Here is a 12,798-nt window from a genome sequence, read left to right on the forward strand (position 1 = left end):
GTTCAATGAAAAAGCTACACGTATCTGCACTTCTGCTCCTGCTTGGTCCGATCGCCACCGAAGCTCAGGTTACCATCGGCAGCGGAGGAATGTTCATTTCCTCCGGAACCACGCTCAGCCTCGATCAGCTTTCCCTGACGCCGAGCTCGGATTACACCCTGGCCAATACCACGCTCACCACCAGCCCGACAGCTATTACCGGCCTGCCGAGCTCCAGCATCAACCGGGTATACTCCTTCTCGCCCGCTATTTCCGGATTTGCCGGAACGGTAGGATTCAATTTCCTCGACAGCGAACTCAACGGAAACACCAAGCCCGATCTGGCGATTGCCTATCAAAGTGCTGATGCAGGGCCCTATACCGTGACGTCGCCGGCGAATGTCTCCGGTAATTTTGTCAGCCAGCTGTTTGCCTCGCCGACAGCCTTCCGGCAAATCACTGCGACCAATGTTACGTCGGCACTGCCGGTTTCCCTGATGGCGTTCAACGTCAAAGCAGAGGGCGGGAAAGCCCGTATCGAATGGGTAACAGCCTCCGAGAAAAACAACGATTTCTTCCGCATCGAACGCTCGGCAGATGCCGCGAACTTCGCGCTTCTCGCTCAGGTAAAAGGAAAAGGAACGACCAATATCCGGCAGAATTACTACACCTATGACGACAGCCCGGAAAAAGGCGTGACGTATTATCGCCTGTCGCAGTTCGACTTCGACGGCGCCAAAAAAGACTACGGTGTCAAAGCCATTGTCTTCTCCGAAGGCTCACTGAAAGTCGTCGCGTTCCCGAACCCGTCGGCCAAAGAAGTCTTCCTGCTCCTGCCTGACACCCGTGCCGTATCGGTCCGGATGGTGGACATGACCGGTAAGGATATTTATTCCGAAAAACTTCCTGCCGGGCAGCTTAAACACCAACTGAACGTACCGGCGGGACTTCCCTCCGGGTCCTACCTGATCAAGGTGCAGGGCGAAAATATCTCTCAGAGCATTCGCATCGCGCTGATGCCCTAACCGTCGTCCTCTTCATGAAAAAAGTCGCCGCCATAACGATTTTCAGTATTCTTTCTACAACAGCATTCGCCCAGGTTGGCATCGGGACTACCACTCCCGATGCCAGTGCGCAGCTCGAAATCAAAGCGACTGACAAGGGAATGCTCGTACCCCGTATTCTCCAGGCCAACCGCCCTGCCGCTCCGGCAACGGGCCTGCTGATTTACCAGACGGACGGAACGCCGGGGTTCTATTTTAACGCCGGAACACCCGGCGCACCTAACTGGACATACCTCGGAGCGACGGGGCCACAGGGAGCAACAGGACCACAAGGAGCAACAGGAGCAACAGGACCCGTTGGTCCTGTCGGTCCAATCGGTCCCGCTGGTCCTCAAGGCCCGGCAGGACCGGCAGGTACGGGATCGCTTCAGGTACTGGCTACTCATGGCAATACACAGACGCTGGCCGCCTCGGCTTCGACAACGGTTGTCTGGCTTACACCCTCTGTGGAAGTGAATAATCAGTTTAATGAAAGTACTGGAACCTTCACCGCCGCCGCAGCAGGCACATACCTGATCAACGCGACTGTTACGACTACAGGTGGAAATACAGGTGTCCTGGGTATCTTCAAAGGATCTGGCCTGGTTGTTACCGGAGGAACGGCAGGTTCCACCTCCAACCTCGACGCCGCCTATCCGTTGCGAAGCGCCGCAGTTACCGGTGTCGTCGTATTGAATGCAGGTGAATCTGTGACCATCCGCGCCGCTCAAAACGCGGGCGCCGCGACTACGGATGGCAAAGGCAGTCAACTCTCCATTATCAAGCTATAGACGTATACCCAATCCGACTCCTTCATTAAGAAGCCATTAAATCAGTCCGAATTTGTTAACAATGCGTTAACTTCGGACTGATTTTTCATTTTGAGGCCTTTACTGGAAGATGAGTATCTGGAGTACGATCAGGACGTCCCTGACGAAGGACAACCTGTATTGGCGGACAGCGAAGCGACTGTTTTGGATTATGTTGCTTTTTTCGCTCTTCCGTCTCTTGTTTTATGCGTTTAACGCTTCGCTATACCCCGACCTGACGCTTGCCACTTACCTGCGCCTGGCTCTGGGCGGATTGAAATTTGACACGACGGCAGTCCTGTACACCAACCTGTTGTACCTGTTTCTGATACTCGTCCCGTTTCAATTCCGGTATAATCCTGGTTATCAGAAAGCGCTCCGCATTCTTTTTTTCGTCACCAACGCTGTCGCGCTGGCGTTTGTCTGTATCGACATCGGGTATTTCCCCTTTGTGAAGCACCGGGCGACTGCGACCATTTTCGGGGAATTCTCGAATGAAATGGGCCGGGCGACGGACTTCTTCAAGGTCTTTTTCCTTGATTTCTGGTACCTGGTGCTACTGTGGGCAGCGGGCGTACTGTTCATTGTATGGTCGTATGGAAAGCCCGTCTCCAAACCTCGTAAGCTTCTGCCCAACGGGTATTATCACGTGGGCGGCCTGCTGGTGATGGCCTTTTGTGCCGCGTTTATTGTAGCCGGTTTGCGGGGTGGATTCGGCGAAAGCGTTCGCCCGATTACCCTGCAAAATGCCGGAGACTATACCAACAAGCCCATGGAGCTGGCGCTGGTATTGAATACGCCGTTCTCCATCTACAAAACGTTCGAAACACGGCAGCTGGAGGTAGAGCATTACTTCGACAATGCCGACCTCGAAAAACGCTACTCCCCGGTGCATTACCCTGCTCCGGCAGAACCGTTTCAGCCGCTCAACGTCGTGACGCTGGTAGTCGAAAGCATGGGGCAGGAATTTATCGGCGCGCTCAACAAAGACCTCGACGGCGGAAAGTACAAAGGCTATACGCCCTTCCTCGATTCCCTTGTGAGTGTGAGCCGGACGGCGAAATGGACGTTTGCCAACGGCGACCGCTCGATTGCCGGCCTTCCGTCGGTGGTAGCCAGTATTCCGCTGGTACAGGATCCGTTTGTGACGTCGCTCTACTCCGGCAATACCGTTCATTCGCTTGCCTGGCACCTGCGCCGGAAAGGATACCACACGGCGTTTTTCCACGGCGCGCCCAACGGATCAATGGGTTTCTGGGCCTTCCTGAACCTGGCCGGCTATCAGGAATACTATGGCAAGGACGAGTTCAACAACAACGCCGAGTACGATGGTATCTGGGGTATCTGGGACGAACCCTTCCTCCAGTACATGGCCAATAAGATCGGTACCTTCAAGGAGCCATTCCTCGCCACGGTCTTTACCCTGACCTCCCATCACCCTTTTCAGGTTCCGGCGAAGTACGAAGGGAAATTTCCGGAAGGGCCGCGGCCGATCTACAAATGTATCGGATATACCGATCACGCCCTGCGGGAATTTTTCCGGAATGCCTCGCAACAGCCCTGGTACAAGAATACCCTGTTTGTGCTGACAGCCGATCATACCAACGGCGCCCATCACCCGGAGTACAAGACTGATCTGGGCTTTTTCCGCGTGCCTATCCTCTTCTACCGGCCCGGTTCAGACCTGCGGGGGTATGATACCGATCGGATTATTCAGCAGATTGACGTCATGCCGACTGTCCTCAACTACCTGCATTACGACGAGCCCTACTTTGCCTTCGGGAAAGATGCGTTTGCTACTGACGGGAAAAACTGGGCGTTTCAGTACGTCGGGCAATCTTATCAATACGTGCAGGACGACTATGTATTGCGGTATGAACCCGGCAAACCGGCCATGCTCTTCAATTACCGGAAAGATATTCTGCTGAAAAACAACCTCGGCGGACAGCATCTGCCCGCCGAGAAGGAAATGACCGATCAGTTGAAAGCCTTTGTCCAGCAATATGCTGAGCGGATGGTCCGGAATGAGTTGACCGTCCCGGTGCCGCAAACGGCTCAGACCTTGACAACTACGCCGCGACGGTAAAGCACATACACCACGCCGAACCAGAACAGCAGGTACAGCAGCGCCCAACTAAGCGACGCTGCGCGCGGATCGGCAAAAAGCGGCGCCAGCTGGTGCTTGTACAGAAACGATTGCAGGCTGATTTCCTTCGAGGGATCGGCCGGATCACCGACCTTAATCGCTGTCAGCACGCGGGGTACGATTCCCGAAAAGAAAAATACGATCATGGGATTGACGCCGAACATGACAAACGGCTTCGTCCAGGCCTTCCAGCCTTTTACGTCGATAAGGTAGTACAGAACCGCCAGGCTGACAACTCCCCATCCGGCGGCATACAGCACGTATGAGCTGGTCCAAAGCGATTTATTGATCGGGAAAACCTGTCCCCACAGCCAGCCGGCGATGATACCTCCTGCCCCCGCGAGGAGCAGGTTTACAGCCTTTGCCTGCGCCGGTACCGGCCGCTGAAGCAGCCAGCCGGTCAGCAGGCCCGCAATGCCGGTTGCAATAGCCGGGAGGGTACTCAGGATACCTTCCGGGTCCCAGGTTTTGGCCGAAGCCCATAAGTGCCCCGGCAGCAGCAGGTTATCGACCCAGCCCGCGAGGTTCGTGCCTTTTTCGAGATTGGCCGGTCCGAATCCGGGAACCGGCACCAGCGTCATCAAACCCCAGTACAGCAGAAGCAGGCCTGCGGCAATAATCGCCTGGGTACGTGGCGTCGTATTAAGATACAGAAAGGAAATCACCGCATAGACTACCGCGATACGCTGCAAAACGCCCGGAATCCGGACAGTGGAGTAGTCTTCAAATCCGCCGAAAGCCAGCACGATCATCCCCAGAAAAATCCCGGAAACCACATACAGCTGCTTCTTCCGATCGTATTCCGTAAAGAGCGCAGCCGAGACAACAGCCGTAATCAGCAGTCGTACGCCGAGCAGCGGCAGGCCTTCCAGCGATCCGATATGGATTTTGGAGAAGAAGAATAAAAACCAGCCGAGGGTGAAAATCCGGAGGGTACGGATGAGGATTTTCTGACGGACTTCCGGTGTGTTTTTCCGGGTCGGCATTGCCAGCACGGCGGAGATTCCTACGATCAGCAGAAATGTCGGAAACACGAGGTCGGTGGGCGTACAACCATGCCACTCGGCATGCAGAAAAGGCGGAAAGACATTTCCCCAGTCACCCGGATTGTTGACGACAGTCATGAGCATGATGGTCAGGCCGCGCAGGACATCCAGGGAAATGAGACGGTTCTTCATGTGTTCAGAGGGATCGGCGTTGAGTTTCCTGCAAAAATGGGAAAGGTTTTGGTTTCTTTTGACAGGAATATCGGATTAATCCGGCATTTTCCGGCGATTACCTGCAAAAATTCGCTGCTTTTGTTTCTCACAGAAAGCGCAGAAATCACAGAATTTAAGTGGTTGAACGGGATATATGCGTTCCCGACGCCTGCCCGTTCTGTGATTTCTGTGTTTTCTGTGAGCTCAAAAACGAACGAAACCGCACATTCTCCTTACCTTTTGGAGTCAACGCGTTCCTACCATTCACTTCACTGCATGAAAAAAGAGTTACTCTCCGGTCTTTTACTGCTGGCGGGAGCTGCTCAGGCTCAGAACCTGACAGGCTTCACCCCCGCCCGGCAGGCTTCCCAGCTGAAACTTGAAACGGAATTCCGGAAGGCCCAGTCGCCCGCCGTGTACCGCAAACACCTCGAAGCGCTGACCAGCGCGCCGCACGTTGCCGGGTCTCCGGAAAACGAACGTGTCCGGGACTACATCGCCGAAACCATGCGGAAAGCCGGCTGGCAGGTCGACATCTACCCGCATGACATTTACCTGCCGAAAGGGCCGGGGGATGTTGCGGTTGAAATCGTCCAGCCCTTACGCCAGCCGCTCAATATCCGGGAGTATATTTTTCCGGAAGACAAGTACTCGCTCGATAAGCGGCTCATGCCCGGCTGGAATGCCTATTCCGGCTCCGGAGACATAACCGCCGAAGTCGTTTACGCAAACTATGGCCGGAAGGAAGATTTCGAGAAGCTGAAACAGCTCGGTATCTCAGTACAGGGCAAAATCGTGCTGGCGCGGTACGGCGGAAATTTCCGCGGATACAAGGCCCAGCATGCACAGGCCGCCGGCGCAGCAGGGGTAATCATCTACACCGACCCTGCCGACAACGGCTATACCAAGGGCTTTACCTTTCCGGAAGGACCGCAGCCGAGCGAAAGCGTTATCCAGCGGGGATCGCTCCTGACAGTCAACTATACCGGCGATCCGCTGACGCCGTTTGAACCAGCGCTGCCGGTAGACGGAAAAGTGAAGGTTAAACGGCTGGACCCGAAAGACGTTGCGCTGCATAAAATTCCCGTTACCGCGCTTCCCTATGGCTCCGCCGTGGATATTCTGAAGCAGATGACGGGCAAACAGGCAGTGCCGGCCGGCTGGCAGGGCGGTCTTCCGTTTGCCTACCGGCTCGATGGCGGACAAGGCCTGAAAGTACGGTTGAAAGTACAGCAGGAAATGGCCATCACGCGTATTTACGAAGTAGTCGGCACGCTTGCGGGTAGTGAATTTCCGGATGAATGGATCATCGCCGGCTGCCACTACGACGCCTGGGCCTACGGCTCTACCGACCCAAACAGCGGCACAGCGATGCTTCTCGGTTTGACAGAATCGCTGGGCAAACTGGCGAAAAACGGTCAGCGGCCCCGCCGTACCATCAAGGTTGCGCACTGGGACGCGGAGGAATTCGGCGTCATCGGCTCGGCAGAATGGGCTGAGCAATTCCGCGATGAACTGACCCAGAAAGCTGTCGCCTACATGAATTTCGACGCGGCGGTTTCCGGCCGGGCCTTTGGGGCAAGCGCCTCGCCGTCGCTCAAAAAACTGATTATTGAATCAACCCAGGCGGTCGACTACCCCGATTCCAACCGGACGCTGTACCAGCAATGGATGGGCCAGACCACACCCCGGCAGTCGAGCACAGTGGGAGTAGCTTCGTCAGCGCCGGCGGTAGCCGCCCAGGAGCCTTCGATCGGTAATCTCGGTGGCGGATCTGACCACATCGGCCCGTACATGCACGTGGGCGTACCGTCGCTGAGCGCGGGCGTCGGCGGACCGACCTTGTACCACTCTACCTACGACGACCTCTTCTTCTACCACAAATTTGTGGACTCCACGTACAAAATGGGTCCGATGGTCGAGCAGCTCGTCGGAACGATGTCGTTGCGTCTGGCCAATGCCGACCTGCTCCCGTATGATCTCAGCCGGTACGCACACGACCTCGCCGTTCACATCAAGGCGGCAGAAAAAGCAATCAAAGCCTATGCCCCCTCCTATTCGGCGGAAGGCCTGCTCACAGCGGTTGCCGACCTGAAGAAAAGTGCCGAAGCAGCGGAAGCGGCACGGCAGTCTTTCCTCGCTAACGGTCAGGGCGCCAAAGCCGCCGAGCTGAACAAGATCATGCTGCAACTGGAGCAATCGTTCATCGATAAAAAGGGAATGGCCTTCGGTTCGTGGTACCGGTCGCTATACGCCTCGTCTGATCCATACAGCGGCTATGCGTCGTGGATGCTGCCGGGGCTGCTGTATGAAGCTTCGATCCGGTCGACGGCCAACCTGCCCGACCTCGAAAAGCGGTATCTCGCGGCCATCCGCTCCCTTTCCGGCAAGCTCGATCTCTTTGTGAAAAATATACAGGGCAGCGGCGCCGGCGCAGTTGGCGGAAGCCGGTAATACCCCTGTTTTCCCTGAAAAGACACGGATTCCTGCCTGGAATTCGTGTCTTTTCTGCTTTCAAACGTATTGACACACCGGTCCTTTTTATACGTAACGACTTTTTCCGGTGAAAAGCGCCTGTGATGTCCCTGAAAAAGCGTAGTTTGGCATACAACCTATCCCGTCCATCTGTATGTTCCGCCTCCTCCCTGTTGTCCTCGTCCTACTCCTGTCCGGCACCCTTTTCGCGCAGGAAACCCGCCGCCCTGTTTCCGTCTCGGTTGGGTATGGCCTGATTACCGCACCGCAAATCATTGAGAGCGTCACCGACATTCTCGGCACCGCGCTCACCGGCGGGAATGTCCGGTACGAGGATGGTACCTTTTCCGGCGCCATCGTCGCCAATATCAAAATCCCGACCCGCAGCCGGGTGACATTCGGGGCAGACGTTGCCTATGAATCCTTCAAAAAAGATGTTTACAGTACTTCCTCCGGCGCGAAACTCGGCACCAGCGAAGGACGGTACGTCAGTGTGATACCCCGGGCGGATTTCTACTGGCTCGACAAGCGGGCTGCCCGGCTTTATTCCGGCGTGGCCGTCGGCGCGTCGTTTGCTTCGCAGAAATATGAGTCCGACAAAGCCAATTCACTGCTCCTTGCTTTCAACCTCGTACCTATCGGGGTCGAACTCGGCACGACACTTTCGGTTTTCGGAGAAGCGGCCTTCGGCTATAACGGCCTGATCCATGCAGGTCTCCGGCTACGGTTGTAGCATATCGTCGGAAAACCATCCCGATTGTCATTCTTTTTTTACATATCCTCAACGTTTCGGGTTCTCACCGCGTACTGTCTGAAAAAACCAGACGAAGAGACGCCGTGAGAACCTTTTTTTCACTCCTGATCGTAGCAGGCCTGTGGTGGTCCGTGTCTTCCTGCAAAAAAGACAGCGAGGTCACGCCGCCGCAAACCAACCAGAACCCCACCATCAATCAGTGGATCTACGAGCAGATGTCCTCCTATTACCTTTGGGAGGATAAAATGCCCAAGCAGGCTGCGACCAATACCTCCCTCAATCCGGAAGATTACTTTTCTTCCCTGCTCTACACGTACAGTGCCACGACCAATCCCCAGGGCGATCGCTTTTCCTTTCTTTCGGATGACGCCACCGCGCTCGAAGGCGAGCTCAACGGCGAGTCTGTCACGACAGGTATGCAATTCCGGCTTTTCTACCGTGATAACGGCAATACTTCCATCGCCGGCCAGGTACTGTATGTCCTGAAGGGCTCTCCCGCCGATCTGGCCGGTTTCAAGCGGGGCGATCTCTTCACACGCGTCAATGGGCAGGCGTTGACGGCGTCTAACTATTCATCCCTGCTTTTCGGAACCGCGACGGCGTTTACGTTCACCCTGGGTACTGTCACCGGTAATTCCATTGACGATTCGTCGGTTACCCGGTCTGTCACGGCGAAGTCCTTTCAGGAAGATCCCGTTTTCCTCGATTCAGTCTACACAGTGAATAGCAAAAAAATCGGCTACCTGGTTTATAACCAATTCATTTCCAGCCCAAACAGCAACAATACTTCAGGCGAGTATGACAACCACCTACGGACTATTTTCGGGAAATTCAAGTCGGCCGGAGTCAGCCAGCTCATCCTGGACCTGCGGTACAACCCGGGGGGCTCCGGCACGACGGCCATCAACCTCGCCAGCCTGATCGTCAAGTATACCGGCACCAAGCAGGTTTTCTATAAGGAAGAGTACAACAGCGCATTAAATCAGTATATCCAGTCGCGCTACGGTACTGACTCCTTTAACTCCTACTTCGCTCAGGAGGGAAACAATATCGGCAATCAGCTGAGCAAGGTCACCATTCTGACATCGGGCTGGACCGCCTCTGCCAGCGAGCTGATTATCAATGGATTGAAGCCTTATATGACCGTCAACCTGATCGGGGAAACCACCTATGGCAAGAACGTGGGGTCCACTACCCTGACCGACGATACCGGCAAGATCAAGTATGCGCTCCAGCCCATTATTGTGAAGGTGTACAACAGTGTCGGACAGTCGGACTACACCGCCGGCTTCCTGCCGAATATCGTTGTTTCAGAGCCCCTGATGCTTCAGGCATTGGGCAGTACGGCCGAGCCTATGCTGAAAACGGCCCTGCTGGGCGCGGTTATGGGCGGGCGGGCAGAAGCGGGCCCCTCTACGGTCGGTTCATCACTCGAGCGGAAAGGCATATTCGGCAAACTGATCATGACAGAGAAAAATACGCTGCTGAAGACCTTTTCGAAAGAAAAAACAGCGAAAAATATAAACTAACTAACGAGTTTTTGTACTGTTCGATGTTTTTGCAAAATCAGGTAGTCTGAAAATCCGGCAACCTCGTATATCTCGGCGTACCCAGGAACACGAATCAGTTTCACCTAAGTTATACTCGCGTGCTTTGTTTATCCGCCAGAACAAAGAGAGCGGCTTCCTAAGAAGCCGCTCTCTGTCGTTTATAAGCTGGTAATCAGTTCAGTACTACTACTTCCGGGGTAGCCGTGTCGGCCGGTTTCCCTTTGTCATCCGGGAAGACAAACTTGATCGGATTCGCTACCTGCTCGGGCAACAACGCCAGCTCGAGTACTTCTTCCACGCGGCTGACATAATGGAACGTCAGGTCGCTGATATAGGCCGGCGTGATCTCTTCTACGTCCTTGCGGTTTTTGTAACAGAGGATTACTTCCCTGATGCCGGCGCGCTTCGCCGCGAGGATTTTTTCCTTGATACCTCCAACCGGCAATACTTTCCCGCGGAGCGTCACCTCGCCCGTCATTGCCAGTTTGGATTTGACCTTGCGCTGGGTAAAGGCAGAGGCCATCGACGTGACCATCGTGATCCCGGCAGACGGTCCGTCTTTCGGTACCGCGCCGGCCGGCACGTGAACGTGCAGGTTGTAGTATTCAAAAAGCCGGTGGTCGATTCCGAGTTCGTCCGCATGTGCCTTCAGGTAGCTCAGCGCCGTGATCGCCGATTCCTTCATGACTTCGCCCAACTGGCCCGACAGCGTCAGGGTACCCCGGCCGCGGTTCATGCTGGATTCGACGAAGAGGATTTCCCCGCCTACGCTCGTCCACGCCAGACCGGTAACTACGCCGGCTGAATCGTTATTATCGTATTCGTCTTTATCAAAATACTCGGCGCCAAGCAACTTCACTACGTCATCCGGGCGCAGGTTCTTCGGATACTCCTCTTCCAGGGCAATGGCCTTGGTAATTTTCCGGACCAGCGTTCCGATCTTCTGTTCGAGGGAACGGACGCCCGACTCCCGGGTATAGCCTTCGATTACTTTCTGAATCGCAGCGTCACTGAAAGTCAGCATTTTGGCATCCAGACCATGTTCCTGCTTCTGCTTCGGAATGAGGTATTTTTTCGCGATCTGGACCTTCTCTTCCATCGTGTACCCGGTCAGCTCGATGATCTCCATGCGGTCGCGCAGGGCCGGCTGAATCGGTTCAAGGGAGTTGGCCGTCGCGATGAACAGTACCTTCGAGAGATCGAATTCGACTTCGAGGTAGTTGTCCTGAAAGCTGCTGTTTTGCTCCGGATCGAGTACTTCGAGCAAGGCGGACGACGGATCTCCCCTGAAATCGCTGGAAACCTTGTCGATCTCATCCAGGATAAACACCGGATTGGACGACTTGGCCTTGCGGATATTCTGGATAATCTTCCCGGGCATCGCGCCGATATAGGTTTTCCGGTGCCCGCGGATCTCGGACTCGTCGTGCACACCGCCCAGCGCCATCCGGACATACTTCCGGCCGAGCGCCTTGGCAATCGACTTGCCCAGCGACGTCTTTCCGACGCCCGGAGGGCCGTACAGGCAAAGAATCGGCGCTTTCAGGTTACCCTTCATCTTCAATACCGCGAGGTATTCGATGATGCGCTCCTTGATTTTTTCGAGACCGAAGTGATCCTGGTCCAGAATCTTCTGCGCTTTCTTGAGGTCAAAAAAGTCTTTCGTGTATTCGTTCCAGGGCAGGTCTACCATCAGTTCCAGGTAGTTCATGCCGATGGGATATTCCGGAGACATCGGGTTGGTCCGCCGGAGCTTCGAAATTTCCTTCTGAAACTGCTCGTTGACGTCCTTGTTCCACTTTTTCTGCGCGGCACGGGCCTGCAGGGCGTCGATTTCCTGCTCGGGCGAGTCAATACCCAGTTCTTCCTGCAATACCTTGATCTGCTGGCGGATGTAGTAATCGCGCTGCTGCTGATCGATTTCGCTGCTGGCTTTCGACTGAATCTCCCGCTTCATTTCGAGCAACTGAATATCCTTCATCATCAGTTCGAGGAGCTTCGTTGCCTGCTCTTCCGACTGGAAGGTTTCGAGCAGGGCCTGCTTTTCGGGCTGATCGGCGTTGGTATTGGCCGAAAGAAAGTGAATCAGGAAATTGTTTGACTCGATGTTGTCGAGCGCAATCTGCGCTTCCCGCGGAATCTCGGGATTGAGGTTGAGCGTTTTGTGTGCGGCGTCCCGGAGCGACTGAATAAGGGCCTTTGCCTCGCGGTTCGGTTTCACCGGGAAATTATCGTCGACATACGACACACGCGCCTGAAAATGAGGATCTTCCTTCAGGAATTCGTGAATCTGAAAACGCTTCTTACCCTGTACGATGATGGTGACATTTCCGTCCGGAAGGACAATCATCTTCAGGATATGGGCGAGCGTTCCGACGCGGTACAGGTCTTCGGCGGTAGGCTCCTCCTTTTGCGGATTGGCCATCGCTACTACGCCTACTACCTTGTTTTTGGATTTATACTGCTTTTTGACCAGGCGAATCGACTTCTGACGTCCGACCGTCACCGGAATGACCATTCCCGGAAACAGAACAATGTTCCGGATCGGAAGAATGGGCAGCTCGTCGGTGTAGGCGGCCGGGTCGTCGTTGTCGTCGAAGTCCCCCGGTGACAACGGGATCATCTCCATGTTGTCAAAGTCGGACATTTCCACCAGACGCAGGTCGCTAAGCAAGGGATTCTTCTTCTTCTTATTCATATAGACAAACCTGTCATGTTGGCAGGCAAAACAATCGATCGTGAAACGAAGCTATTCAAAACATCGGGGCTGGTATAGGGTGAAAGGACCGTGCCACCCTCGTTTCGTAGCAAAAGATAGACAAGATTCCGGACATCCGGCCGGG

Annotated in this window: 8 protein-coding genes; 6 read left to right on the forward strand and 2 right to left on the reverse strand. The window is 54.9% G+C overall.

The window, feature by feature from the left end; all coding sequences use genetic code 11:
- Positions 1–5 precede the first annotated feature (5 nt).
- From BLR09_RS05855 to BLR09_RS05865, 3 genes are all read left to right on the forward strand, one after another.
- Complete coding sequence (locus tag BLR09_RS05855) at positions 6–1,004, forward strand: T9SS type A sorting domain-containing protein (protein ID WP_093198993.1); 999 nt, start codon at positions 6–8, stop codon at positions 1,002–1,004.
- A gap of 14 nt (positions 1,005–1,018) precedes the next feature.
- The gene (locus BLR09_RS25855; RefSeq protein WP_176785469.1) at positions 1,019–1,813 is read left to right on the forward strand and encodes a C1q-like domain-containing protein; all 795 of its coding nucleotides are present in this window, start codon (positions 1,019–1,021) and stop codon (positions 1,811–1,813) included.
- Positions 1,814–1,922: 109 nt separating this feature from the next.
- Positions 1,923–3,917: an LTA synthase family protein gene (locus tag BLR09_RS05865; RefSeq protein ID WP_093198996.1), complete on the forward strand. Its 1,995-nt coding sequence runs from the start codon at positions 1,923–1,925 to the stop codon at positions 3,915–3,917.
- Here the strand turns inward: BLR09_RS05865 and BLR09_RS05870 are convergent.
- Positions 3,887–5,155, reverse strand: a complete 1,269-nt coding sequence (locus tag BLR09_RS05870; protein WP_093198999.1) for an acyltransferase family protein — start codon at positions 5,153–5,155, stop codon at positions 3,887–3,889. The genes BLR09_RS05865 and BLR09_RS05870 overlap by 31 nt on opposite strands.
- A gap of 297 nt (positions 5,156–5,452) precedes the next feature.
- Between BLR09_RS05870 and BLR09_RS05875 the strand changes: the two genes are divergently transcribed.
- The 3 genes from BLR09_RS05875 to BLR09_RS05885 all read left to right on the forward strand — a co-directional run bounded on the left by BLR09_RS05875 (position 5,453) and on the right by BLR09_RS05885 (position 9,934).
- Positions 5,453–7,630: a M28 family peptidase gene (locus BLR09_RS05875; RefSeq protein ID WP_093199688.1), complete on the forward strand. Its 2,178-nt coding sequence runs from the start codon at positions 5,453–5,455 to the stop codon at positions 7,628–7,630.
- Positions 7,631–7,805: 175 nt separating this feature from the next.
- Positions 7,806–8,384, forward strand: a complete 579-nt coding sequence (locus BLR09_RS05880; protein WP_093199002.1) for a hypothetical protein — start codon at positions 7,806–7,808, stop codon at positions 8,382–8,384.
- A gap of 104 nt (positions 8,385–8,488) precedes the next feature.
- Positions 8,489–9,934, forward strand: a complete 1,446-nt coding sequence (locus BLR09_RS05885; RefSeq protein WP_143011033.1) for a S41 family peptidase — start codon at positions 8,489–8,491, stop codon at positions 9,932–9,934.
- 193 nt (positions 9,935–10,127) lie between these two features.
- Here the strand turns inward: BLR09_RS05885 and lon are convergent, their stop codons facing one another.
- Positions 10,128–12,653: an endopeptidase La gene (lon, locus tag BLR09_RS05890; protein WP_176785470.1), complete on the reverse strand. Its 2,526-nt coding sequence runs from the start codon at positions 12,651–12,653 to the stop codon at positions 10,128–10,130.
- Between the last annotated feature and the right edge of the window lie 145 nt (positions 12,654–12,798).

This window comes from Siphonobacter aquaeclarae (assembly GCF_900103285.1).
Lineage (GTDB): Bacteria > Bacteroidota > Bacteroidia > Cytophagales > Spirosomataceae > Siphonobacter > Siphonobacter aquaeclarae.

What these genes read in the sequence shown, in the direction of transcription:
- BLR09_RS05855 (WP_093198993.1), top strand. Translation starts at nt 6, where the DNA reads ATGAAAAAGCTACACGTATCTGCACTTCTGCTCCTGCTTGGTCCGATC.
- BLR09_RS25855 (WP_176785469.1), top strand. Translation starts at nt 1,019, where the DNA reads ATGAAAAAAGTCGCCGCCATAACGATTTTCAGTATTCTTTCTACAACA.
- BLR09_RS05865 (WP_093198996.1), top strand. Translation starts at nt 1,923, where the DNA reads ATGAGTATCTGGAGTACGATCAGGACGTCCCTGACGAAGGACAACCTG.
- BLR09_RS05870 (WP_093198999.1), bottom strand. Translation starts at nt 5,155, where the DNA reads ATGAAGAACCGTCTCATTTCCCTGGATGTCCTGCGCGGCCTGACCATC.
- BLR09_RS05875 (WP_093199688.1), top strand. Translation starts at nt 5,453, where the DNA reads ATGAAAAAAGAGTTACTCTCCGGTCTTTTACTGCTGGCGGGAGCTGCT.
- BLR09_RS05880 (WP_093199002.1), top strand. Translation starts at nt 7,806, where the DNA reads ATGTTCCGCCTCCTCCCTGTTGTCCTCGTCCTACTCCTGTCCGGCACC.
- lon (WP_176785470.1), bottom strand. Translation starts at nt 12,653, where the DNA reads ATGAATAAGAAGAAGAAGAATCCCTTGCTTAGCGACCTGCGTCTGGTG.